Source organism: Butyrivibrio hungatei, from assembly GCF_900101605.1.
Classification (GTDB): Bacteria; Bacillota; Clostridia; order Lachnospirales; family Lachnospiraceae; genus Butyrivibrio; species Butyrivibrio hungatei_B.
In genome coordinates this window covers 70,900-95,554 of record NZ_FMUR01000008.1, presented here as the reverse complement: position 1 = coordinate 95,554, position 24,655 = coordinate 70,900, and the positions used below count along the sequence as shown (strand labels likewise).

Genomic DNA, 24,655 nt, shown 5'->3' with positions numbered 1-24,655 from the left:
AATCAGAGCAAAATTTAAATGAAATTACAGAAATCCGCACCTGCTGCGGATTTCGTGAGAATATGAATCAGGAGTCAGCCAAGCCCTATCGACGAAGTCGATTCAAATTGGCTTGGTTGATGCATTCTTGAACATCATGTTCAAGAATGCATATATTGCCGCTCAGGCTACTACGCAGACCGTTTGAATAAATGAAATACCGGGAGGAAGGATAAAGTATGTGCGCAATTCTTACATACGCTAGAGCAGATGTTGCTCAGGAATTTTTTGAAGAAATGTTATATAAGACTCATTCCAGAGGCCCCGACATGTCGAGAACTCTGAAGGTCGACGAAGGATGGATGGGATTTAACAGACTCTCCATCATGGGATTAAATGAAGCGGGAATGCAGCCCTTTTCATTAAATGGAAACGTAGTTATATGTAACGGAGAATTATACGGATTTGAGAATATCAAAAATTATCTCATTTCCCTGGGCTACAGCTTTAAGAGCGAAAGTGATTGCGAGATACTGCTTCCTCTTTATGAGAGGCTCGGAACCAAGATGTTTGGATTTTTGGATGCCGAATTTGCATGTGTGATCTATGACGCGGCAAAGAGAAAGTTCATAGCCGCAAGAGATCCGATCGGTATCAGACCTCTTTATTACGGATACGACGATGAAGGACACATCCTTTTTTCATCGGAACCAAAGAATATCATAGGTACATGTCGGAAAGTTATGCCTTTCCCGCCCGGACATTACTACGAGGACGGGGAATTTGTATGTTATAAGGATATGACTGACGTAAAAGAAATTTCGACAGACAGCCTTGAAGTCATAACAACAAAGATACACGACAAGCTCGTAAACGGAATAGAAAAAAGACTCGACGCTGATGCGCCCGTAGGATTCCTTCTTTCCGGAGGACTTGATTCATCACTTGTTTGCGGTGTTGCCGCAAGACTTTCGGACAAGCCGATTGAGACATTTGCGATTGGAATGGATATCGATGCGATCGACCTTAAATATGCAAGGGAAGTTGCGGAGTACATTCACAGCAATCACCATGAAGTCATAATCACCAAAGAAGATGTGCTTAACGCACTCGAGCCTGTTGTTGAGGCACTTGGAACTTACGACATCACAACAATAAGAGCTTCCATCGGAATGTATCTTTTGTGCAAATGGATACATGAAAACACCGATATCAAAGTAGTTCTTACAGGTGAAATCTCAGATGAGCTCTTTGGTTATAAATATACGGACTTTGCTCCGAGCGCCGAAGCCTTCCAGGAAGAGGCAAAAAAGAGAGTGAGAGAGCTTCACATGTACGATGTCCTCAGGGCAGACAGATGTATCAGCGTAAACTCACTCGAAGCAAGAGTTCCTTTCGGAGATCTTGATTTTGCAAGTTATGTAATGAGCATAGATCCCGAAAAGAAGCTCAACACATACGGAATCGGAAAGTTCTTATTAAGAAAGGCTTTTGAAAAAGATGAAGTTATTCCAAGATCGATCCTTATGAGAGAAAAGGCAGCTTTCTCAGATGCCGTAGGACATTCGCTCAGGGACGACCTTATTGAATATGCTGAAGGGAAATACTCTTTTGCAGATCTTGAAACAATGAAAAAGAAGTACACTCATGCAACTCCATTTACGAGGGAGTCTCTCCTGTACAGAGAACTGTTTGAGAAGTACTATCCCGGTCAGTCAGATATGGTAGTAGATTTTTGGATGCCCAATAAGAGCTGGGAAGGATGCAATGTTGACGATCCTTCCGCAAGAGTTCTTTCAAACTACGGAGCATCAGGAAAATAAATATTAAAAACGGAGGAAATTAAAATGATCGATGCAGAGAAATTAACAGAAGAATTTGGATGTCTTGTTTTTAATGACAAGGTTATGAAAGACAGGCTTCCTAAGGACATATACAAGGCAGTTCACAAGACAATTGAGAAAGGAACACATCTTGAGCTTGATGTAGCAAATTGCGTTGCTGCAGTAATGAAAGAGTGGGCAGTAGAGAACGGTGCAACACACTTTACACACTGGTTCCAGCCTATGACAGGTCTTACAGCCGAGAAGCATGACAGCTTCATTTCACCTACAGAAGACGGCAAGGTTATCATGGAGTTCTCAGGAAAAGAACTCGTAAAGGGTGAGCCTGATGCTTCAAGTTTCCCTTCAGGAGGACTTCGTGCAACATTCGAAGCAAGAGGATATACAGCTTGGGATCCTTCATCACCGGCATTTATTAAAGACGGATCTCTTTACATTCCTACAGCATTCTGCTCATACGGCGGAGAAGCTCTTGATAAAAAGACACCTCTCTTAAGATCAATGGAGGCTCTTTCAAGAGAAGCTGTTAAGATGCTCAAGCTCCTTGGATATGCGGACGTTAACAGAGTAAGCACAACAATCGGTTCAGAGCAGGAATATTTCCTTATCGATAAAGAAGATTACAAACTCAGAAAAGACCTTCTTTTCACAGGTAGAACACTTCTTGGTGCGCCTGCAACAAAAGGTCAGGAGATGGAAGATCACTACTTCGGTGTAATTAAGCCTAAGGTTTCAGCATATATGCACGATCTTGACGAGGAACTCTGGAAACTCGGAATTCCCGCAAAGACAAAGCACAACGAGGTTGCTCCTTCACAGCACGAGCTTGCACCTGTATTTGAGACAGCCAACATCGCTGTAGATCACAACCAGCTCACAATGGAAGTTATGAAGAAAGTTGCTGACAAGCACAACTTCGCATGCCTCTTACATGAGAAGCCATTCGAGGGAATCAACGGTTCAGGTAAGCACAACAACTGGTCTGTTTGCACAGATACGGGAATGAACCTCTTAGATCCCGGTAAGAACCCCGGTGAGAACACTCCTTTCCTTGTATTCCTTATGGCAGTTATCGCAGCTGTTGATGAGTATGCACCACTTCTTAGACTTTCCGTTGCATCTGCAGGAAACGATCACAGACTTGGCGGAAACGAGGCACCTCCGGCAATCATTTCAATTTTCGTTGGTGACGAGCTTAGCGAAGTACTTAAAGGTGTTGAAGAAGGAAACGCATACCACAGCAAGGGCAAAGTTCAGATGGGAATGGGAGCAGAAGTTCTTCCTCACTTCACAAAGGACAACACAGACAGAAACAGAACATCACCTTTCGCATTTACAGGTAACAAGTTCGAGTTCCGTATGCCCGGTTCTGCAGTTTCTGTAGCAAATGCAAATATCGTTCTTAACACAGCGGTTGCAGAAGAGATCGCAAAGATCTATGCAAAGCTTGAAGGCGTTGAGAAAGATAAGCTTAATGAAAAGATCGCAGAAGTACTTAAAGAGACACTTGTAGCTCATAAGAGAGTTCTCTTTAACGGAAACGGATATACAGACGAGTGGGTAGAAGAGGCTGCAAAGAGAGGACTTCCCAACCTTAAGTCACTTCCCGATGCACTTCCTTACTTCAAGGAAAAAGAGTCAGTTGACCTCTTCACAAAGCACGGCATCTTCACTAAGGAAGAGATTGATTCAAGATATGAGATTCTCCTTGAGAACTACTCAAAGTCAATCCACATCGAGTCTTTGACTTTGCAGGAGATGGCAAAGAAAGATCTCATGGAAGGACTTATCGCATATCAGAGCGACCTTCTTGAAGAGGCAACAGGAAAGAAGGCACTTCTCGGAGAAAAGAGTGCAACTTTCGAAATCGAGACACTCAAAGCAATTGATGAAGCTCAGGGCAAGATGAGCGAAGCAATCAAGAAACTTGCAGCAGATACTACCGTTGCTGAGGGTAAGACTGAAGTTCTCGATCAGGCTTCTTATTACCAGAAGACAATTCTTGCAGATATGGACGAAGTCAGAAAATATGCGGATGCTGCGGAAGCACTCGTTCCCGACAGCTATCTCGGATATCCGACATACGGACAGATGCTTTTTTCATTAAGATAATGGAGATTTAGGTTATTTTTTTCCAAAGAAAATAAGGAAAAAGGAAGGATAAAAATGGAAACTTGGATGAATGAACATGATGCCTGCGGAATCGGCGCAGTCATCAATATAGACGGAAGTGCAGACAATAAAGTTCTCGACGATGCGCTCAAGGTTGTTGAAAAGCTTGAGCACAGAGCCGGAAAAGATGCAACGGGAAAAGTCGGAGACGGTGTAGGAATACTTGTCCAGATTTCTCACAGATTCTTTTCTCTTGAAGCAAGAAAAATCGGTATTTCTCTTAAAGAAGCAGGCGATTACGGAATAGGAATGTTCTTTTTACCTCAGGACCCTATGAAGCGTATGTTTGCAAAGCGTATGCTTGAAGTCATCGCTGAGAAAGAGAACCTCAAAGTACTCGGCTGGAGAGATGTTGAGACACATCCCGAAATTTTGGGTGAAGTTGCAAGAAACTGTATGCCTCATATTTCTCAGTGCTTTATCGAGAGACCTTCGGATGCGGCAAGAGGAATTGAATTTGACAGACGTCTTTACTGCCTTAGAAGAGAGTATGAGAAATCTTCTGAAGACACCTACATCTGTTCATTTTCATCCAGGACCATTGTTTATAAGGGAATGTTCCTTGTAGGACAGCTTCGTAAGTTCTACGAGGACCTCCTTTCTCCTGATTACAGAACAGCAATCGCACTTGTGCACAGCCGTTTTTCTACCAATACAACTCCTTCGTGGCAGCGTGCTCATCCGTACAGGATGATCGCCCACAACGGAGAGATAAATACAATCCGCGGAAACAGCGACAGGATGCTTGCAAGAGAAGAGACGATGTCATCCGACATTTTTGGAGACGACCTTTCAAAGGTTTATCCCGTCATTGCATCATCGGGTTCGGATTCCGCAATGCTCGACAATACACTTGAGTTCCTTTACATGAACGGAATGGATCTTCCGCTTGCTATGATGCTCGCAATTCCCGAGCCTTGGAAGAACAACGACTTCATGGATAAGGACAGAAAAGACTTTTATCACTACTATGCGACAATGATGGAGCCATGGGACGGCCCTGCGGCGGTTCTTTTCACAGACGGCGAAGTATTTGGCGCAACACTTGACAGAAACGGTCTCAGACCTTCCAGATACTATGTTACAAAGGATGGAAGACTCATCCTTTCATCGGAAGTCGGAGTCCTTGATATTCCTGAAGAGAATATCGTAAAGAAATCACGTCTTTCACCGGGACACATGCTTCTTGTAGATACAAGAGAGGGACGTATAATCTCGGATGAAGAGTGTAAGAATAAGTACTCACAGGCTAAGCCTTACGGTGAGTGGCTTGACAGATATCTTTTACACCTTAATAAGCTCAGCATCCCCAACAAGAAGATTCCTACACATTCGCAGGAGATGAGGGATAAGCTCTACAAGGTGTTCGGATATTCATATGAAGATGTAAAACAGCAGATTCTTCCAATGGCGATGAATGGCATAGAGCCTACGGTTTCCATGGGTACGGACGTACCTCTTGCCATGCTTTCAACTCATCACCAGCCGCTTTTCTGCTACTTTAAGCAGCTCTTTGCGCAGGTTACAAACCCGCCGATCGACTCTCTCCGTGAGAAAGTCGTTACAGATACTACCGTTTATATAGGTTCCGACGGAAATCTGTTAAAAGAAAAGAGCGACAACTGCAGAGTTTTGGAAGTTAACAATCCGATACTTACAGGCGTTGACCTGATGAAGATAGAAGCTCTCGATCAGCAGGGCTTTTCAGTGAGAAAGATCTCACTTTTGTATTACAAGAATACTCCCGTCGAGAGAGCATTGGAGCAGCTTAATATATCTGTAGACAGAGCTGTTGCAGACGGAGTAAACATCATTATCCTTTCAGACAGAGGAGTTGACGAGAACCATATGCCGATTCCTTCACTGCTTGCGGTTTCATCAGTTGAGCAGCATCTTGTAAGGACAAAGAGACGCACAGCCGTATCACTCATCCTTGAGAGCGGCGAGCCAAGAGATGTTCACCAGATCGCTACACTTCTTGGTTTTGGTGCGAGAGCAATTCATCCTTATCTTGCTCAGGAGTGCATTGCTGAGCTCATAGATATAGGAATTTTGGACAAAGATTATCATACCGCTATTGCAGACTACAACAAGGCACTTCTTGGCGGCGTAGTTAAGATCGCAGCCAAGATGGGTATCTCTACTTTGCAGTCCTATCAGTCTGCAAGAATTTTCGAGGCTATAGGTCTGTCAAAAGAGCTTGTTGATAAATACTTTACCGGAACAACCAGCAGAGTAGGCGGAATCGGCATAGAAGAGATAGGTGAGGATATCGAGCTTCGTCACGATAAGGCATTCGATCCGCTCGGACTTTCAACCGACTCAACACTTGATTCTATCGGCTTCCATGCGCTCAGAAGCGGCGATGACAAAGAAGACCACATGTATAACCCCAAGACTATCGTAACTCTCCAGAGAGCGGTAAGAGAGGGTGACTACGAGAGATTTAAGGAATACACACAGATGGTTGACGACGAGGACAGACCTCATACATTGAGAGCTCTTTTGTCCTTCGTACCTGCCAAAAAGCCTGTTCCGATCGAAGAGGTTGAGAGCGAAGAAGAGATCGTTAAGCGCTTCCAGACAGGTGCAATGTCTTACGGATCTCTTTCAAAAGAGGCACATGAGACACTTGCCGTAGCAATGAACAGACTTGGCGGAAAGTCAAATACCGGTGAAGGCGGTGAAGACGTTGCACGTTTCGGAACTGAGAGAAACAGTGCCGTTAAGCAGGTTGCATCGGGAAGATTCGGCGTTACAAGCAGATATCTTCAGAGCGCACAGGAAATCCAGATCAAGATGGCACAGGGAGCAAAGCCCGGAGAAGGCGGACATCTTCCGGGAAAGAAGGTATACCCTTGGGTTGCAAGCACACGTTTTTCAACTCCCGGCGTAGCACTTATTTCACCTCCGCCGCACCATGACATCTATTCAATAGAAGATCTTGCGCAGCTTATTTACGATCTTAAGAATGCAAATGACAGAGCAAGGATCTCGGTTAAGCTTGTTTCTGAAGCAGGCGTAGGAACAATCGCATCGGGTGTTGCCAAAGCCGGAGCTCAGGTAATCCTTGTATCCGGATATGACGGAGGAACAGGTGCCGCACCTTCATCTTCGGTTCACCATGCGGGACTTCCTTGGGAGCTTGGTGTTAGCGAGGCACATCAGTCCCTTATAGATAACGGACTTAGAAGCAGAGTAGTTCTTGAAGCAGACGGTAAGCTTATGACAGGTAGAGACGTTGCAATCGCAGCACTTCTCGGTGCCGAGGAGTTTGGTTTTGCGACAGCTCCCCTTGTATGTATGGGATGCATGATGATGCGTGTATGTTCAAAAGATACATGCCCTGTCGGAATCGCAACTCAGAACGAAGAGCTCAGAAAGAGATTTACAGGTAAGCCTGAGTATGTCATGAATTTCATGCTCTTTGTCGCAAGACAGCTTCGTGAGATCATGAGCGAGCTTGGATTTAAGAAACTTACAGATATGGTCGGAAGAACAGATTGCCTTAAGATGAGGAGCGTTCCGAAGGCAAGATGTAAAGATGCTGCAGACCTTAGCAGAATCCTTGACAGCAAGTATGCCGGAATTGAAAAGAATCACTTCGATCCTAAGGATGTATATGATTTCGGACTTGTGAATACACTTGATTCTAAGGTGCTTATCCCTGAGTACGAGAAAGGAAAGAATGCACTTAAGGCATATGCTGTAAAGACGGATGAAGAAGAGGAAAATAAGGCATCCGTGTCTGAAAGAGTAAAGATGAAAGTCGATATTTCAAGTACCGACAGAAGCTTTGGAACACTGCTTGGCAGCAGGGTTACAAGTGACTTTAAGAATACTCTTCCCGAGGATTCGGTATTTGTAGAAGCATACGGCGGCGGCGGACAGTCATTCGGCGCATTCCTTCCAAAGGGCGTTACACTTAAACTTTACGGTGATGCCAATGACGGATTCGGCAAGGGACTTTCAGGCGGTAAGGTCATTGTAAGACCTTCAGAGAAAGCTATATATAAGGCACATGAGAATATAATCATCGGTAATGTCGCTCTTTACGGTGCTACTGCCGGAAAAGCTTACGTATGCGGTGTTGCGGGAGAGAGATTCTGCGTAAGAAATTCAGGCGCGATCGCTGTTTCCGAAGGATGTGGAGATCACGGTCTTGAATATATGACAGGCGGAAAAGCGGTTATCCTTGGAATGACAGGTAAGAACTTCGCTGCGGGTATGAGCGGCGGAATCGCTTATGTACTTGATAGGGAGCATACTCTTTATCTTAGAATGAACAAAGATATGGCATCTCTTTATGAAGTGACCGAAAAGTACGATATTGCAGAGCTTAAGTCGATTCTTGAAGATTATGTAAAAGAGACCGGCTCTGAATACGGAAAAGAAATCCTTAAGAACTTTGACAGCTATATTCCCGACTTTAAGAAGATAGTTCCCAACGACTATCAGAAGATGCTTACGGCTATAAGCAAGTTTGAGGAACAGGGAATAGACCACGACCACGCAGTGTTGGAGGCATTTAAGGAATTGGCATGATCGTTGTAAAGATTATTTGATAAATCATTACATGGATTATTGCTTTGATCATGGTATAGGTACTTTGATTTTAACGGGTTACTTCATTTAATGAACATAGGAGATGTAAAATGGGAAAAGAAACAGGCTTTCTTGAATATAGAAGAACAAATAATAAAGATATCCTGCCTGAAGACAGAATTCTGAATTTCGAGGAGTTTCATGCTCCTCTTGATGTAAAGGAGAGAAGAGAGCAGGCCGCAAGATGTATGAACTGCGGAGTTCCGTTCTGCCAGTCCGCAATGAATCTTGGCGGAATGGTAACGGGATGCCCTCTTCACAATCTCATCCCCGAGTGGAATGATGAGATTTACAAAGGGCACGACGGACATGCTTTTGCAAGGCTTCATAAGACAAGTAACTTCCCTGAGTTTACGGGAAGAGTGTGTCCGGCACTTTGCGAAAAGGCATGTATGTGCGGACAAAACGGCGATGCCGTAACAGTTCACGACAATGAGCTGTACTTAATAGAAACTGCTTTTGCAAAAGGTTATATAAGGCCCGTAGTTCCTGAGATAAGAAGCGGTAAAAAAGTTGCTGTAATAGGAAGCGGTCCATCCGGACTTGCCGTTGCGGATGAGCTTAATCACAGGGGACACATTGTTGAAGTCTTCGAGAGAGAGGATGAGATCGGCGGACTTCTCATGTATGGAATCCCCAACATGAAGCTTGATAAGAGCGTTATAAAAAGACGCAGAAAGCTCATGGAGGAAGAGGGCGTTGTATTCCACACAAACTCCGATATAGGAAAAAATGTGAGTGCTGAGAGCCTTAATGAGAAATTTGATGCGGTTGTTCTGTGCTGCGGTTCCAAGAAACCAAGACCGCTTAATGTCGCAGATCCCGCAAAGATCAAAGGCGTTTATAATGCGGTTGATTTCCTCACACAGACAACTAAGGCACTTATGCAGTGTCAGGATAAGAGTGCACAGACTCTTTCCAAGCACGGTGGCTTTATCGATGCAAAGGGCAAGAATGTTGTTATTGTCGGAGGCGGTGATACGGGTAATGACTGTATCGGAACTGTTATCAGACATGGTGCAAAGAGTGTTACCGCACTTGAGATGATGCCCAAGCCTCCTGTAACGAGAGCTGCATCAAATCCATGGCCCGAATGGCCCAAAGTATTAAAGACCGACTATGGCCACGAGGAAGCAATCCATGTATTTGGCGAAGATCCGAGAGTATATGAGACAACTGTAAAGAGCGTTTCAATGGATAACAAAGGAAATATCAAGAAAATCGAAACTGTTAAGGTTACTTTCAAAGACGGAAAGTTAACTGAGGTTCCGGGCTCCGAACAGGTTCTTAAATGTGACATTCTTTTGATCGCAGCCGGATTTATCGGATGTGAAGATTATTCCGCGGATGCGTTCGGACTTAAAAAGAGTCAGCGCGGCACGGTTGTTACAGAAAATGACAGCTATCATGTGCCGAATACAAAGCTCTTTTGCGCAGGTGATATGCACAGAGGACAGTCACTTGTTGTCTGGGCGGTCTATGAAGGACGAAGATGTGCTAAAGAAGTAGACGAATACTTGATGGGATATACAAATTTATAAAGTTGACATTATAGGATGAACTCCTTTATTCATAAGCTCTTTAACGGGGCTGAGGAATAGAGGAGTTTTCTTTTGTGAATTTGTTTATAACAAATAATTACAACAAATTTAACTTTTGTGTTGCAAAAGTCGGGACTCTGCTCTATAATAATAACTACAGAGGCTGAATACTTGTAAGAAAATGTTAAGCTAGTTTTTATAAAAGAGGAGTTAATTATGAGAAGAAGCCTATTAGTTATGGTAATGTGCCTGGTCGTTGCATCCGGATGTGTGGGATGCGGATCGGAGAAACAGTTAAGCGTTAACGATGTTGAAATCAATCCTATTGTTGAAGATAAACCTGTAGTAGTAGATGAAAACGGTAAAGCAATTAAGAGCGATAAGATTGCAGACGATCTTGAAACAGTATTCGAGAAATTTGAGGGCTCATGGATATTTGATTCAAGACGGGGGGCAGCAGTCATGATCGAAAGGGCAAATAATACAGATTATGTTTTACCGGGAGCATCATGGGTGGTAGCTATTTCAGGTGGCGACATAATGACAGACAAAGATGTCGTTGAGTATACCCAGAGTACCATTTCTTTTTGCAAAAAGAATGATGATGGGGATTACTATTACAAATTGTCATTTGGAGATGATGTTAAGAGCATTGAAATGGCGTGTGGGGACACGCAGAACGCAGCAGATTCGGTACTTATCTGCAATGAGAAAGGCGAGGGATGACTTCTATGAAATTGGGAAATACGGAAGCCATAGCCGGTAATTTATTTTTTTTACTAATGATACCTGCCGTACTTTTTGTAGGTTGCTCATTAGATGGTAATATGCCTCGGGGGGCAGACGAGGCGATAAATAATAAGATTGTTGATGCAGGCGATTATTCAATGGAGGGGAATGATGGTGGCATAGATGATAATGCATCGGATGTAATAACTACCGACAGCTTTCTGGGAGTAGAGGGGATGACTCCCGCAGATCTGAAAGCAGAGGAGTTTTGGGGAGCAAACGATGTAGAAAAGCTCATTGAGCAGTATGATAGTATTGAGATTGTGAGCTCCAGTTATGAGGATGGAGCCACAAAGCCTCTTTACACCAACAATTATTGGTATTCAAAAGAGTACAGTGCAAACAAAAATGAGCCGGGGGATTCTTTTATCATAAAGGATAATGTAAGGGCGGTGAGTCGTCCGAATTACATGAATTCCGATAACAAGGAAGAGACCGGAATAATGATTGAGCTCTATTCTTCGCCGGATGGAAGAATCGCGAATGTTGCAGAAAATGTCTATCCGAAGAACGATGGGATACCAAGCGGGCGTTGTCTTAAGGGAAATGGAGAAGTGTATTTTGAAATAGAGAGAATTATAGATTTTGCCAATGAGGACGCGCTTGATAACAAAGATTCTCAGGTGAAGACCACAAAATGGGGAATGGTCTTTGATGAGGAAACCAAGGTGCTTAAAAGAGCAGCGATCACTTCCACAAACATTTTGGGAGGAGTTATTGATACTCGTTTTTATGAAGTGAAACTTGGAACTGATATGCCGGAAATGTATGCAGCTTTGAAGAATGTTCTTGATGAAGATCTTGCCGCTTCCGATGAGGATTCCAGAAATATACATTTTGTATACGGAATCGGAACCGAAACAAAGAAAGCGGGAGACTTTAAGATCAAGAAGGGGACTAATGTTATTTTTGAGACATCTGAGGAAAATCTGTTCCTTGACGAAGAAGGAACAATTCCTTACGATCCGTCAGATCTTACAAGCGACATAACAGTTTACAGACTGAAAAGATAATGACATAAAAAGCACTGTAATCGTGAGGACAGATATGTACAATTTGTACGAGTGTTCTTAATTGTACATATTTGTCTTTGCGAATACAGCGAAGACACTATTTATCTTACTTACCCTAATTTAAAACAGTTTTATTCAATAGGAAATTTCTCCGGATTTCCTATTGGATAAACAATAAACCCTACAAGCCGATCACTTGTAGGGTTTTAATTGTACATTTTTATTTTAGGGTCATATGCTAATTGCTATATTTGTTGCAACGCCGTTCTCAACCGTGATCTCTAAGTAAAGTTCTGAATCTGCAAGATCGGCGAGTTGCTTCTTGAATTCATCGGCCGTCTGTACTTCCGGTCCGCCATCTCCGCCTTGGAGCTCGTAGTTTGTATTTTTATCGACAGCGAAAGAAAATATACCATCTTCTGAAACGGAAATAACATCCTGTGATGCATTTTGGCGGTAACCGTAGCTACCTGCGATACAGAATACATCATCTGAAAGTTCTGATGCGTAAACTATTTTTTGCTGAGCGCCTGTCTCATCAGGAACACCGGCCTCATCTTTCTTTGATGCGATGAGATATGAGGAATAAATTCCGTCGGTAATTGTTTCAATTGCATCTTTCTCAAGTTTTCCTTCAACTTTTGGCGAATCTTCTTCGGAAGTTTCCTCGGATTCTTCTTTTACTTCAATGTCTTCAACTTCCTCATCATCTGAATTTGATCCATCTATGAGCCCTGTAACTTCTTCTGTAACCTGATCGAAAACATCTGACGAGCAGCCTGCTGAAAATGCTCCAATGCACATGCAAAACAGCATGATCACTACTCTTTTCTTCATAATATTTTTCTCCTCAATTATTAAATCTTTCTTAATTTTATCACCGGATTTTTAAAAATCAACAGATAGAGGGGAGGACTTTTTTAGCTAAAATTATGTAAAAAAAATCCTTATGAACAAATAAATGCCCATAAGGATTCTAAATTATCGATATTATTATGACCAGATTGAAACCGATTTAGCAACGCCACCTTCAACAGTTATCTTCAAAATGAGCTCTGAATCGGCACAGCTTGAAAGAATCTGTTTGAAACTGTCCAGAGGAACTTCCTCGGGGCCGTTGGTTCCACCGACCATAGTGAATTTTGTGTTAGCATCTATCTTGAAAGAGTATGAATCGTCATTTGAGTTCGATTCCATTTCTCCGTCTTCGACGCTGGTATAGCCGTATACGCCTTTCATAAGTAATTCACTGTTTGTAAGTGCCGTTTCGTAAGCGATACATGAAACATCCCCGTCTTCGTTGGGATTTCCCGCACGGTTCTGACCGGATGAAAGAAGAGTGGCATTATAGAAACCATCTTCAGTTACGGGAGTTGCACTTCCGGATTTAACAAGTTCGCTGTCTGCGAAGGGATCTTCTCCGTTGCTTTCCTGAGCAACAGATACAGACTCGCCGTCTTCTGTCTGCACATCGGTAGGTCCGGTTACATCGGATCCGTCGACTGTTTCTATTTCAAGCTCGTTAACATCTTCTATATCTTTCAGAGCTTTCAGATCGTCAAGAGAACATCCCATTGCCATAACTCCAATGCACATGCTGAGTAGCACACCAATTATTCTTTTCTTCATAAAAACCTCTCTCCTCAAAAACATTAATTCTTTCTTAATTTTACCACAACATTTTATTTTATCAAGCATTTGTCATTGAAAAATGAGAAATAAAAGAGCGGGGCATATAGAAATCTTGCATACGTGGAGGTTTTGACCTATAATTGTCTGATTAGCGAAAAAACAGGTTTTTTCGCTACTTATTTTTATTTATTTGGAGATTGGAAATGTCGCATAAAGTTTGTGAGTTTATTAAGAAAGAGATCGTGCTCGTGATTTCTTTTGTAGTGGCGCTTGTTTCAAGTTTTGTTGTCCGCCCGGATGTAGAGTATATCGGGTATATTGATTTTAGGACGCTGAGTATTCTCTTTATGTTAATGCTCACAATGGCGGGGCTCCAAAAGCTCGGGCTTTTTAAGCAGGCAGGAGAGTATCTTGTTTGCAGAGCAAAGGATACAAGAGAGATGATAGGTGTGCTTGTTGCTCTTTCTTTTTTCTCAGCAATGGTAATTACAAATGACGTGGCGCTTATAACATTTGTGCCTTTTACGATAATAGCTCTCGAGATCGCAGGACGCGGTGATATGCTCATACTTACCGTGGTTCTTGAGACTATAGCCGCAAATCTTGGAAGTATGCTTCTTCCGATAGGAAATCCGCAGAATCTGTACCTTTATTCCAAAGCGGGAATGTCGCCGATGCAGTTTTTGGAATGTATGCTTCCTTACTCTGTATTTGCGTTTGTTCTTCTTGCCATAGTGATATTTGTAAGAACTGACGGGGGCGAAATAGAGAAGAGCGCGAAGGCAAGCTATGTAAGAACTGCTAGGGAAAAGAGACTTATCTTTATATATGCACTTACTTTCATACTTGCGATTCTTGTTGTGGTAAGGGTACTTCAATATCAGATTGCTTTCGCGGCGGTGCTGGCGCTTGTTCTTTTGTTTGACAGAGAGACAGTAAAGAAACCTGATTATTCACTTCTTTTTACATTTGTTTTTCTATTCGTTTTTATCGGAAACATGAAGAGGATTCCGGCTTTTTCAAATGCTCTTTTATCTGCTGTTAACGGAAATGAAGTTGTGCTTTCCGTTGCGCTCAGTCAGGTGATAAGTAATGTTCCTGCGGCGATCCTTTTGTCCGGCTTTACGGGAAGTTACGACAAGCTGATCGTCGGAACGAATTTCGGAGGACTCGGAACGTTGATCGCTTCTATGGCGAGTCTTATCTCTTTTAAGCTTTATTGCAATACCAAAGATGCGAACAAGAATAAGTATATTCTTGTATTTACGGGATATAACCTGCTGTTTCTGGCGGCACTTTCTTTTGCGCGAATGGGAATTTCTTCAGGCGCAGGAAGGTATGTAATGAATAGTCTTTCCTTTTTGAAATAGGAATAAGAAAGACTGATCTGATTCAGCTTTTTGAAAAATTTAATAAAGAAAAGAGGTATTAAAAATGTACATGGAACCTGAGAAAATCATTTGCAAGAATGGCAAAGAATACAAGATGACATCAATAGGGCCTAATAATGCTGTGGAATACTTGGATTTAATGTATCAGGTTTCCAGTGATACACATTTTATGACTAGATACGGCGATGAAGTTAAGCGTGACGAAGCGGGAGTAGAAGCTGAGAAAGCCAGACTTAAGAGGCTTGCGGATGACGAGCGCCAGGCCATGATCTCTGTTTTTGATGGGGATAAGATAATCGGAAATGTTGCGGTTTACAGTAGCGGAGCGATTCACAGGAAAATGGCCCATCGCTGCAGCATGGGAATCGGTATCAGAAAAGAATACCGCGGACTGGGGCTTGGAAATATACTTGTGAACCGCGCGATTGAATTTGCCAAGGAATCGGGCTATGAGCTTATGGAACTTGGTGTTCTTTCCGACAATGAACCTGCGCGCTCTTTATATGAGAAGATGGGCTTTACCGAATGGGGACGACTTCCCGATGCTTTTAGGCTTGATTGCGGCAAGAGTATTGATGAGATAACAATGTACAAAAAGCTCTAAACCATGGTCTCTTGGGGACGGGGTTAGTGGTCGTGACACGGGGACGGTTCAGGTGACAGAGGTGACACGGGGACGGTTCAGGTGACATCTTTTGGCGAGCATGTCACGGGGACGGAGCAAGTGACTTTATGCTTTGTAAAAAGGTTGAGGTATTTGATAATAGCAGCGCTATGAGTGAAGAGGAGATTTGAATGCGAGTTACTGAAAGTTGTGCGAAATGTCTTTTTAATCAGCAAAAGAATCTTACGGATGATGAGGAATATCTTGCTGAGGTGAAGGCGATAATAGAGGGCAGGGATATAGATGATACTTCCCCTTACCTGGTATATAAGATCAATAAATCTTATGAAGCTCGTTTCGGCAAAAGGGCATCTTACAAAGATGTAAAGAGAAAGTACAACGACCTTGTGATGTCCATGGAAGATGACCTTAGAAAGAAGATAGAGAGCTCGGAAGATCCGCTTTTTAAGGCGCTCGTTTTTGCGAGAATCGGAAATTATATAGACTTTGGTGCGATGAACAATGTTGATGAGAATACATTTCTTGCTTTGTTCGATGATCCGAAGATGAGAAGTGAGGATGAGGCTGATATCAAGTCGCTTTTTGCACAGTGTAAGACTGCAAAGAAGTTCCTTTTGGTTGCTGATAATTGCGGAGAGATCGTGCTGGATAAGCTGTTTCTTGAGCAGCTTGGCAAAAGATATCCTCAGCTAGAAATCTCAGTGATGGTAAGAGGCGCGGATGTGCTCAATGATGTTACGCTTGAAGATGCCGAATATGTAGGGCTCGGTAAAAAATACAGGCTTATTTCAAATGGTAATTCCGCGGCGGGAACAATTTATAAAATGTTGTCTGATGATGCCAGAAAGGCTATAGACAGCACGGATATAATTCTTGCAAAAGGACTTGGAAATTATGAATCTATGTGCGGGCAGGGAAGACATATCTTTTTCTCATTCCTGTGTAAGTGCGAGCTTTTCACAAGCAGATTCAATGTGCCGAGATTGACAGGAGTATTTGTAGAAGATGTCAAGGGGACGGAGCAAGTGACATAAAATGTTTTAAATGAATTTTTTAAATATAGACATCGGAGGGAAAGCGTATGAAGACTATAGGACTTATCGGAGGAATGAGCTGGGAGAGCACGATTACTTATTATGAGATTCTTAATAAGGAAACGGTGGCGAAACTTGGCGGATTCCACAGTTCCAAGATCATGATGTACAACGTTGATTTTGCCGAGCTTGAGGAAAATATGAGTAAGGGCAACTGGGACGGCAATGCGCAGATTCTTACCGATGCGGCAGTGAGGCTTGAGAAGGCGGGGGCTGATTTTATCGTGATCGCTACCAATACAATGCACAAGCTTGTTCCGCAGATTGAGGAAAAGATAAATGTCCCTATTCTTCATATTTCCGATGCCACCGCCGATGCTATAAAGCGCGACGGGCACAAGAAGATTGCGCTTCTTGGAACTAAGTTTACAATGACGCAGGATTTTATTAAGGATAGACTTGTTAAAGCGGGACTTGAGATAATGATTCCCGATGAAGAAGATATCGAGCTTGTAAACAGTGTTATTTTTGATGAACTTTGTCTTGGAAAAGTGTTTGATTCTTCGCGTAAGGAATATCAGAGGATTATTTCATATATGAAGGATCGCGGCGCAGAGGGCGTTATCCTTGGCTGCACCGAGATCGGTATGCTGATCAAAGAGGAGGACAGTGTTCTTCCGACATATGATACGACAATCATTCATGCAACCGAGGCTGCAAGGCTCGCGCTTGCGTGAAGTGGTCTCTTGGGGACGGGGTTAGTGGTCTATTTTGATAAAAATAGATCATGACTCCGTCTTTTTTGATCTATTATAATAGAATAGAAGGGATAAAGATGAAGATAAGAATAACAAATGATGGAAACGAGCAGGATATTGCGGATGTCTTTGAGATGCTTAAGGCGTATAATTTAAGTAAGCTTGAAACCTCGGATGTAGATCCGGTCGGCGTTTACTATGATGATGAGAGTGGTAGGAAACTTGCGGGGCTTACAGGCGAGACTTTTGGAAACTGGCTATGTATCAAGTACCTGGTTGTGGATGAGAGCTTAAGAGGGCAAGGCATCGGGAGCAAGCTGCTTAAGGCTGCTGAGGAAGAGGCTAAGAAGCGCGGCTGCAAGTATTCTTTCGTTGATACATTTTCTTTTCAGGCGCCTGCGTTTTATGTGAAGCATGGATATAAGGAAGTCTTTGCGTTAAAGGAGTACCCGATAACGGGAGCGAGATATTACTATACTAAGGAATTGTGATAGACGAGGCGCAGATTATGTAGGCCTGCAGGAAATCGAAATGGAGGATAACCTATGCCAAACGAAAACGGAACATGGATAATGTACGGCGTATCATGGAATGATCCTGAGTGCCTTCACAGCGTGGAAGAGGCGATTGACTACATAAATGAGGTAGGGTTTTTACCGCTTTTTAAAAATGATATTCCGGGATTTTCGATTGAAGAAAGGACTGTGCCGAAGTATTGGTGGTGCGGCGATCCGGAAGTTGACCCGTGGGAGTGGAGAGAGCTTATAGCGCGGAGCGGCAAGGTTGCCTATGGGAAGTTCTTTGATAAAAAGGCGGGATTTATCTCTGAGAAATGGCTTCCGTATTTTGTGAATGTCCGCAGGGACGGCTATGACTTTGATGCGCTTTGGGAAGATGGCAAGGCATCGGCGAAGCAGCGCAAGATTATGAATCTTTTTGCTGAAGAAAATGAAGATGCAGAATATTATTCCAATGAGCTTAAGGTGAAAGCGGGCTTTGGCAAGGGCGGAGAAAAGAACTTCGACGGCACGATAACAGGACTTCAGATGCAGAATTATCTTTGCGTTCGTGACTTTAGGCAGCGCAAGAACAGGCTTGGCGAAGAGTATGGTTGGCCAATCGCGATATACTGCACGCCTGAGCATTTGTGGGGATATAAGCATGTGACTAAGGCGTACGGCGAAACGCCGCAGGAATCTGCAGATAGAATCATGAAATATATGAACGAAACCTATCCTATTGCGACAGAAAAACAGATTAAGAAGATAATAGGATTAAAATGAATATGCCAATTGCAACTGAATAGAAAAACAAGAGGATTATTGGATTGAAATGCATATGCCGACTACGACAGAAAAACTCAAAAGACAAAAAATGGTCCTCAATCCCCGTCCCTAAGAGACCATGAGGCTTGTTTTGCCGGATATACTGCGGAATTTTACGATGAAAAAATTTCCGCAGTTTTTTTGTAACCTTTTATGCCTCCCGATTGTATTATTTATATAAGGCTTTATAAAGGAGTAGTTAATGAGAATACCTGTACAGGAATTGGTAGAAATGTACAAGGACAACATATACGCCGCGGCGTTTAACATATGCAAGAGTGCAGCAGATGCAGAAGATGTGGTTCAGGATACATTTTTACAATATTACATGACAAAAAAAGAATTTGATGACGAAAAGCACATCCGATATTGGATACTAAGGGTGGCAATCAATAAAGCAAAAAATATTCAGTCCTCATTCAGACGGAAAAATGAAATGTCGCTTGAAGATTATGTCGAGACGCTTACGTTCGAAACGCCTGAAAGCAGAGAACTATTTGAAGAAGTTATGAAATTACCGGAGAAGTACCGCGTTGTGATCCATCTTTTTTACTATGAGGATTACAGCGTAAAAGAGATAGCGAAGATACTTAGGACTACGGAAAGTAGCGTTAAGGTCAGGCTGTCGCGCGGACGTGCCAAATTAAAAGACGCACTCAAGGAGGAATGGGAAGATGAGCAATAAAGAAAACTATAAGAAGGCTTTTTCTGTACTTAAATCCTCCAGCGACTTTACTTTGGAGGAAAATAGAATGGAAAAAATGAAGAGAGAAAAAATAAATAAGAACCTTTTGGCTGCGGCGGCAGTTTTGTTTGTGGTTGTTGCCGGCTCGGGAACGGCCTATGCCGCAAATCTTGGCGGAATCAGAGAGTCGGTTAAATTGTGGGTTCGCGGTAATAAGATTGATGTTTCTTATGAGTTCAATGAAGGTGAAGGAACCTATTTGAAAACGTATGTTGATGAGAATGGTGAAGAAGTGCAGGAAGATGCTTCGATGTGGCATGGGGATAATTCGCCGGTAACAATGGAAGAGCTGATAGAGGAAGAACATGATAGAGTTGTTGTTGAGAAAACGGATGACGGCAAGTGTATACTATATTTCCAGAACAAGGTAATTGATATCACCGATAAATTCACGGACGGAAAATGTTTTATACATGTTGTGGGTGAAGAAGGAGAAAAATATATAGAAGTTAAACTTGATGAAAACGGAGAAATTGATGCATATACTGACGGTCCTAAGCCTTTTGTAGATTATGTGGATAAAAAAGGTGCTCATCATTATGAACATGTTGAGCTTGATGAAAACGGCAATCTTAGTGAATCTACTAAAGAAGCTTATAAAAGATGTTTTCATAAATTTATTGAAGCTGAAGAGTAAAAAACTCCCAATATAGATTATGTTTAAGCTGTGACAAGAAAAGCTTATATCAACCGATAAATTATACTGATTATGCATCCTGGAAATACTGTGATAGCATATTTACATACAAAACAATTGTTATATGTTGAAACGTTGATCAAGGCGGTTTGTGTGTATAAAATCATAAAAGAAATCCTCTTACAGAAAGCTTTTGCCTATATCGTATCCCGTGTGCCATCGGGAACGAACGCTTTGATCAATATTTCCTTAGCGCGACCGGAAGACCGGAGGTTATTTGTATAGGATAACCTTCGGTCTTTTTGTGCAGAGCACTTAGCGAGGTATTTTCGAGCTTAGTGCGAGCCATGGGGATATACTTAACGAGGTCATATCGAGTATAGTATATATCCCAAGTGCAGTTTTAGGAGGACATCATGGGAAAAATTTATGAATCTATAACAGAACTTATCGGGCATACACCACTACTTAGATTAAACGGATATATAAAAAAGAATGGTTTGGATGCGGATATTTTGGGAAAAATAGAGTTTTTTAACCCTAATCAGAGCATAAAAGACAGGATTGCGCTCAGCATGATAGAGGAAGCTGAGAAAAACGGCAGTTTGAAAAAAGGCGGAACTATATTGGAAGCAACCAGTGGGAATACCGGTATAGGACTTTCGGCAATTGCGGCAGTGAAAGGTTATAAAACGCACATCTACGTGCAAGATACAGTGAGTGAAGAACGTTTTAAGGTAATGAGGGCGTTCGGAACCGAGGTGTCTAACATGAGTGACGTTCCGGAAGTTGATAAGGCTCTTAAAGAAAATAATAATGATTATGTTGCCGGATATGCAGCTTTTTATGAGAAATTTTTGGGAAAAGATGATAGTGTTTTTCTTGTAAATCAAGATGCAAATCCGGCTAATCCTGAGATACACTATAAGACAACAGGGCCGGAGATATGGGAAGACAGTGAAGGAACAGTTGATATTGTGGTTGCTGCTGTCGGAACAGGGGGAACAGTTACCGGAGTTGGTAAATATCTTAAAGAAAAGCGACCTGATATAAAAGTAATAGCTGTTCAACCCGGAGAAAATTCTATTCCTTCGAAAGATAATCCCAATCCGGAAGAAATTGCGGGAGTACATCCTTTTGTAGGAATTCCTGCTGAATTTGTACCGTCAAATCTTGATGATAGATATTATGATGAGTGTTTTCCTGTTGAAACAAGCCAGGCTTATGAAGCTGCAAGAGAAGTAGCAAGGACTGACGGTATATTGATCGGAGCTTCGAGCGGAGCAGTTCTGTATGCGGCTACTCAGGTTGCGAAAAGAGAAGAGAATAAAGATAAGACAATAGTTGCTATTTTTCCTGACACGGGATTGCGATATCTGTCAACTAATCTTTTTGGGTAAAAAATGGACCACAAACCTCATCCCCAAGAGACCATATGGTTCAAAAAATACTAAGGAGAAAAACATAACATGTACATAAGAACAGCGACAATAGAAGATCTTGATGCAATCGCTCAGGTGGAAGCGGAGTGTTTTCCGCCGGCGGAGGCTGCAACTGCGGCAGAGTTTAAAGAAAGGCTTGAATATTACGCAGAGCATTTCTGGCTTATGTTTGACGGGGATTTGCTTATAGCTTTTGTGGACGGATTTGTCACAAATCAAAAAGATCTTACGGATGATATGTATGAAAATGCCGTGCTGCATGATGAAAACGGTGATTGGCAGATGATATTCGGAGTTAATACCATTCCTGAGTATAGGAAAAACGGATACGCCGGAGAGCTTATAAAAAGAGCTGTTGATGATGCCAAAAGACAGGGTAGAAAAGGCATTGTTCTTACTTGTAAGGATAAACTTGTACATTACTATGCGAAATTTGGTTTTGAAGATGAGGGGGTAAGTGAGTCGATTCACGGCGGTGTGACGTGGAATCAGATGAGGCTGACGTTTTGATAAGTGAAAAAGAATGACCGCCTATCTCGATAAGTCTATAGCGATGCAATGATATTTCGTGGAAACGTGCTTCTTATATGCTAAAATAATATGTGTGATCGTCACATGTAAACAGGAAAACGTTCTTTTGGAAAAAACGCAGAATCCCGCATTTACTGAGGATTTTGTGGAAAAAAATCCGAAACGCACAGTAAGATGAGGTATTTATATGGCAAATATCAAATGGGGTGTACTTGGAACTGCGAATATAGCAAGGGGATGCACGATTCCCGGAATGCAGCTTGCCGACAACTGCGAGCTTTATGCGATAGCGGGAAGAGACAAAGAAAAGGCTGAGTCTTTCATGGAAAAATTTGGTTTCCAGAAGGCTTACGGAAGCTATGAGGAGCTGCTTGCCGATAAGGATGTGCAGGCGGTATACGTTCCTTTGCCAAACCATCTACATCGTGAATGGGTTATCAAGGCGCTGAAGGCCGGGAAGCATGTTCTTTGCGAGAAACCGCTTGCTCTCGATGAGGAGCAGGAAAAAGAGATGTTTGAAACCGCCAATGAAAACGGCGTGCATCTCATGGAAGCGTATGCATATCTTCACAGCCCTTATATTCAGAGTCTTAAAAAAGATGTCTTCAGCGGCGTCATAGGCGATGTTGATTATATCGAGACAGCTTTTTTGACACAAGGTTATGAAGATGACATAAGAATCTACAAGGAGATGGGCGGCGGTGCGATGTATGACCTTGGATGTTACTGTACGACTATGATCCTTTCGCTTATTGATTCAAATCCGGAATATGTCAAAGCGGTTGCGGAATATAACGAGCATGGCGCGGACATCTCGACATCGGCGATAGTTCGATTTGCCAACGGAGCAAGAGCTTCTTTTAACGTGGGAATGATCCTGGGAAAAGAAAAGCCTGCAAGACTCGACAGATTGTATATTCACGGAAGCAACGGTCATATAATCTCTGATGTTGAATACAATCAGCAGGGTGATGTGAGCTACAAGATATTTACGCAGGGAAAAGAGATTGAGAGGAAAGTCAGCATTCCGCAGAACTATTTCCTGGAAATCCAGCAGATGAGCAAATGCGTTGCCGGAGAGGCGGTACCATTTATAACGCCGGAGTTCTCGATGTCTAACGCAAAGCTGATGGATATGGTGCTTAAAGAGATTGGATATTGAAGATAAAATAAAATGCTTTACAATCCGTTTTGTATGAGAAGGGTGGTTTGCAAAAATATCGTTGCATTTAAAGAGGTATTTTGCTACACTTTGTATTGAAATAAAAAATCTTAAAGAAAGCGAGGTACATTTGATGCGTGTTATAAAAACAGAGATTGTAATTAAATACAGTATGATGACCTCGGTATGTGCTTTTTGATTTTTATTGAATCTTTTATATTTGAGTTTACGACCGTGGCTTGTTTGAGTCGCGGCCTTTTTATTCCTAAATACTATCTATTTGCCTGATTCAAGGCGCATATTCAATTTGCACAAGGTCTTCATATATGTAACGGACGCAGTCTCTGGGAACGGAGGTGTGAAAGTTAGGAGCCTGCCGTTTTAGAACGGAGGTGCAGGCTTTTTAAAAAATATAAGTAAGAAGAATTAAGGAGACCAAAACATTGAATAATAATATATTTACTGGAAGAATTTCGGAAGTTGAAAAAAGCAATTATACGATAATTTTTGAAGGAAAAGATGTTACTGCAAGGCTTAAAGGTAATTTGCGCGGGGAGGATCCTGAAAAGCTCCCTGTAGTCGGAGATTATGTCACATTTAATTACAACCCGATAGGTGATTCCGTGATCACATCTGTCTGTGAGAGAACGAGTTTTTTGCAAAGACCTGATCAGGCAAAGACAGGTGTTATGCAGTATATGGTTGCAAATGCAGATTATTCGTTTATTGTGACATCGTTAAATGACGATTATAGCTACAACAGAATAGCGAGATATGTCAGCGTTGTGCTGCAGGGTGGCTCGGTGCCTGTTGTAGTGCTTACCAAGTCAGATCTGTGCGGTAATGTCGGAAGGTATGTGCGAGAGGTGGAATCCATATCCGACAAAGTCAGAGTACATGCTATTTCTGCGATTTATGACATAGGGCTGGATGAGCTTAATGAATATCTCATCCCCGGAAAGACAATATGTCTTCTGGGTTCCTCGGGAGCGGGAAAATCAACGCTTCTAAATGCTTTAGTTGGTGATGACGTTATGAAGACCGGAAAAATCAGAGAGTCCGATTCAAAGGGAAGACATACAACGACGCACAGACAGCTTATTCAGCTTGCGAGCGGAGTTTCGATAATCGACACTCCGGGTATGCGAGAGATTGGAATGGCTAAGACTGAGGAGGGTATTGATAATACTTTTTCAGATATTCTTGAGCTTTCATGCATGTGCAAGTTCAGCGATTGCAAACATGAATCTGAGCCGGGATGTGCGGTGAGGGCAGCGATTGAAAGAGGAGAGTTGTCTGAAGAAAGATTGGAACTGTATAGGAATCTGGGACAAGAGAATATGCGAAATTACGCTAAGAAAAAAGAAATATCAAAGTGGGCAAAGAAGATGAAGAACTTCAAAGATAAGAATAATTGGGGATCATTCTAA

Annotated in this window: 20 protein-coding genes; 18 read left to right on the top strand and 2 right to left on the bottom strand. The window is 42.3% G+C overall.

Annotation, left to right across the window (positions count from 1 at the left end; translation table 11 throughout):
* Positions 1-218: 218 nt before the first annotated feature.
* From asnB to BLP87_RS07445, 6 genes are all read left to right on the top strand, one after another.
* Positions 219-1,802, top strand: a complete 1,584-nt coding sequence (asnB, locus tag BLP87_RS07470; protein WP_074462142.1) for an asparagine synthase B — start codon at positions 219-221, stop codon at positions 1,800-1,802.
* Positions 1,803-1,826: 24 nt separating this feature from the next.
* Positions 1,827-3,935: a glutamine synthetase III family protein gene (locus BLP87_RS07465; protein WP_074462141.1), complete on the top strand. Its 2,109-nt coding sequence runs from the start codon at positions 1,827-1,829 to the stop codon at positions 3,933-3,935.
* 54 nt (positions 3,936-3,989) lie between these two features.
* On the top strand, positions 3,990-8,540 hold the full coding sequence (gene gltB, locus BLP87_RS07460; RefSeq protein ID WP_074462140.1) for a glutamate synthase large subunit: 4,551 nt from the start codon (positions 3,990-3,992) through the stop codon (positions 8,538-8,540).
* 110 nt (positions 8,541-8,650) lie between these two features.
* The gene (locus BLP87_RS07455) at positions 8,651-10,141 is read left to right on the top strand and encodes a glutamate synthase subunit beta (protein WP_074462139.1); all 1,491 of its coding nucleotides are present in this window, start codon (positions 8,651-8,653) and stop codon (positions 10,139-10,141) included.
* 216 nt (positions 10,142-10,357) lie between these two features.
* Complete coding sequence (locus BLP87_RS07450) at positions 10,358-10,867, top strand: hypothetical protein (protein WP_074462138.1); 510 nt, start codon at positions 10,358-10,360, stop codon at positions 10,865-10,867.
* Positions 10,868-10,872: 5 nt separating this feature from the next.
* Positions 10,873-11,943: a hypothetical protein gene (locus BLP87_RS07445; RefSeq protein ID WP_143002108.1), complete on the top strand. Its 1,071-nt coding sequence runs from the start codon at positions 10,873-10,875 to the stop codon at positions 11,941-11,943.
* A gap of 231 nt (positions 11,944-12,174) precedes the next feature.
* On the opposite strand, the gene BLP87_RS07440 is transcribed toward BLP87_RS07445, so the two are convergent.
* Both BLP87_RS07440 and BLP87_RS07435 read right to left on the bottom strand, forming a co-directional pair.
* The gene (locus BLP87_RS07440; protein ID WP_074462136.1) at positions 12,175-12,780 is read right to left on the bottom strand and encodes a hypothetical protein; all 606 of its coding nucleotides are present in this window, start codon (positions 12,778-12,780) and stop codon (positions 12,175-12,177) included.
* Between the two features lie 156 nt (positions 12,781-12,936).
* Positions 12,937-13,572, bottom strand: a complete 636-nt coding sequence (locus BLP87_RS07435; RefSeq protein WP_074462135.1) for a hypothetical protein — start codon at positions 13,570-13,572, stop codon at positions 12,937-12,939.
* A 206-nt stretch (positions 13,573-13,778) separates the two neighbouring features.
* Here BLP87_RS07435 and BLP87_RS07430 point away from each other — a divergent pair, with 206 nt between their 5' ends.
* The 12 genes from BLP87_RS07430 (at position 13,779) to rsgA (ending at position 24,655) form a co-directional block, all read left to right on the top strand.
* Entirely contained in the window at positions 13,779-14,945 is a 1,167-nt protein-coding gene (locus BLP87_RS07430) for an SLC13 family permease (RefSeq protein WP_074462134.1), read from the top strand.
* Between the two features lie 64 nt (positions 14,946-15,009).
* Positions 15,010-15,570, top strand: coding sequence for a GNAT family N-acetyltransferase (locus BLP87_RS07425; RefSeq protein WP_074462133.1), 561 nt, complete (start codon positions 15,010-15,012; stop codon positions 15,568-15,570).
* Between the two features lie 191 nt (positions 15,571-15,761).
* Positions 15,762-16,625: a damage-control phosphatase ARMT1 family protein gene (locus tag BLP87_RS07420; RefSeq protein ID WP_074462132.1), complete on the top strand. Its 864-nt coding sequence runs from the start codon at positions 15,762-15,764 to the stop codon at positions 16,623-16,625.
* Positions 16,626-16,672: 47 nt separating this feature from the next.
* A complete protein-coding gene (locus BLP87_RS07415) occupies positions 16,673-17,362 on the top strand; it encodes an aspartate/glutamate racemase family protein (RefSeq protein ID WP_074462131.1) in 690 nt (229 codons plus the stop codon).
* 92 nt (positions 17,363-17,454) lie between these two features.
* The gene (locus BLP87_RS07410) at positions 17,455-17,874 is read left to right on the top strand and encodes a GNAT family N-acetyltransferase (RefSeq protein ID WP_420314843.1); all 420 of its coding nucleotides are present in this window, start codon (positions 17,455-17,457) and stop codon (positions 17,872-17,874) included.
* 54 nt (positions 17,875-17,928) lie between these two features.
* Positions 17,929-18,666, top strand: a complete 738-nt coding sequence (locus BLP87_RS07405) for an AlkZ-related protein (protein WP_074462130.1) — start codon at positions 17,929-17,931, stop codon at positions 18,664-18,666.
* A 244-nt stretch (positions 18,667-18,910) separates the two neighbouring features.
* The gene (locus BLP87_RS07400) at positions 18,911-19,393 is read left to right on the top strand and encodes an RNA polymerase sigma factor (RefSeq protein WP_026514895.1); all 483 of its coding nucleotides are present in this window, start codon (positions 18,911-18,913) and stop codon (positions 19,391-19,393) included.
* On the top strand, positions 19,383-20,090 hold the full coding sequence (locus BLP87_RS07395) for a hypothetical protein (RefSeq protein ID WP_074462129.1): 708 nt from the start codon (positions 19,383-19,385) through the stop codon (positions 20,088-20,090). The genes BLP87_RS07400 and BLP87_RS07395 overlap by 11 nt, the downstream gene beginning before the upstream one ends.
* Before the next feature lie 416 nt (positions 20,091-20,506).
* Positions 20,507-21,490 (top strand): PLP-dependent cysteine synthase family protein, encoded by a 984-nt coding sequence (locus BLP87_RS07390; RefSeq protein ID WP_074462128.1) that lies wholly within the window; start codon positions 20,507-20,509, stop codon positions 21,488-21,490.
* 69 nt (positions 21,491-21,559) lie between these two features.
* Positions 21,560-22,042 carry a GNAT family N-acetyltransferase gene (locus tag BLP87_RS07385; RefSeq protein ID WP_074462127.1) on the top strand — a complete coding sequence of 161 codons (483 nt, stop codon included), beginning with the start codon at positions 21,560-21,562 and terminating at the stop codon, positions 22,040-22,042.
* A gap of 208 nt (positions 22,043-22,250) precedes the next feature.
* Entirely contained in the window at positions 22,251-23,225 is a 975-nt protein-coding gene (locus BLP87_RS07380) for a Gfo/Idh/MocA family protein (RefSeq protein ID WP_074462126.1), read from the top strand.
* A gap of 443 nt (positions 23,226-23,668) precedes the next feature.
* Positions 23,669-24,655: a ribosome small subunit-dependent GTPase A gene (gene rsgA / locus BLP87_RS07375; RefSeq protein ID WP_176756616.1), complete on the top strand. Its 987-nt coding sequence runs from the start codon at positions 23,669-23,671 to the stop codon at positions 24,653-24,655.

Excerpts from the sequence above, each read along its gene's own strand:
- BLP87_RS07390 (WP_074462128.1), top strand. The coding sequence starts at position 20,507 with ATGGGAAAAATTTATGAATCTATAACAGAACTTATCGGGCATACACCA.
- BLP87_RS07425 (WP_074462133.1), top strand. The coding sequence starts at position 15,010 with ATGTACATGGAACCTGAGAAAATCATTTGCAAGAATGGCAAAGAATAC.
- asnB (WP_074462142.1), top strand. The coding sequence starts at position 219 with ATGTGCGCAATTCTTACATACGCTAGAGCAGATGTTGCTCAGGAATTT.
- BLP87_RS07420 (WP_074462132.1), top strand. The coding sequence starts at position 15,762 with ATGCGAGTTACTGAAAGTTGTGCGAAATGTCTTTTTAATCAGCAAAAG.
- BLP87_RS07430 (WP_074462134.1), top strand. The coding sequence starts at position 13,779 with ATGTCGCATAAAGTTTGTGAGTTTATTAAGAAAGAGATCGTGCTCGTG.
- BLP87_RS07450 (WP_074462138.1), top strand. The coding sequence starts at position 10,358 with ATGAGAAGAAGCCTATTAGTTATGGTAATGTGCCTGGTCGTTGCATCC.
- BLP87_RS07445 (WP_143002108.1), top strand. The coding sequence starts at position 10,873 with ATGAAATTGGGAAATACGGAAGCCATAGCCGGTAATTTATTTTTTTTA.
- BLP87_RS07415 (WP_074462131.1), top strand. The coding sequence starts at position 16,673 with ATGAAGACTATAGGACTTATCGGAGGAATGAGCTGGGAGAGCACGATT.
- BLP87_RS07440 (WP_074462136.1), bottom strand. The coding sequence starts at position 12,780 with ATGAAGAAAAGAGTAGTGATCATGCTGTTTTGCATGTGCATTGGAGCA.
- gltB (WP_074462140.1), top strand. The coding sequence starts at position 3,990 with ATGGAAACTTGGATGAATGAACATGATGCCTGCGGAATCGGCGCAGTC.
- BLP87_RS07465 (WP_074462141.1), top strand. The coding sequence starts at position 1,827 with ATGATCGATGCAGAGAAATTAACAGAAGAATTTGGATGTCTTGTTTTT.
- BLP87_RS07455 (WP_074462139.1), top strand. The coding sequence starts at position 8,651 with ATGGGAAAAGAAACAGGCTTTCTTGAATATAGAAGAACAAATAATAAA.
- BLP87_RS07405 (WP_074462130.1), top strand. The coding sequence starts at position 17,929 with ATGCCAAACGAAAACGGAACATGGATAATGTACGGCGTATCATGGAAT.
- BLP87_RS07385 (WP_074462127.1), top strand. The coding sequence starts at position 21,560 with ATGTACATAAGAACAGCGACAATAGAAGATCTTGATGCAATCGCTCAG.
- BLP87_RS07435 (WP_074462135.1), bottom strand. The coding sequence starts at position 13,572 with ATGAAGAAAAGAATAATTGGTGTGCTACTCAGCATGTGCATTGGAGTT.
- BLP87_RS07395 (WP_074462129.1), top strand. The coding sequence starts at position 19,383 with ATGAGCAATAAAGAAAACTATAAGAAGGCTTTTTCTGTACTTAAATCC.
- BLP87_RS07400 (WP_026514895.1), top strand. The coding sequence starts at position 18,911 with ATGAGAATACCTGTACAGGAATTGGTAGAAATGTACAAGGACAACATA.
- BLP87_RS07380 (WP_074462126.1), top strand. The coding sequence starts at position 22,251 with ATGGCAAATATCAAATGGGGTGTACTTGGAACTGCGAATATAGCAAGG.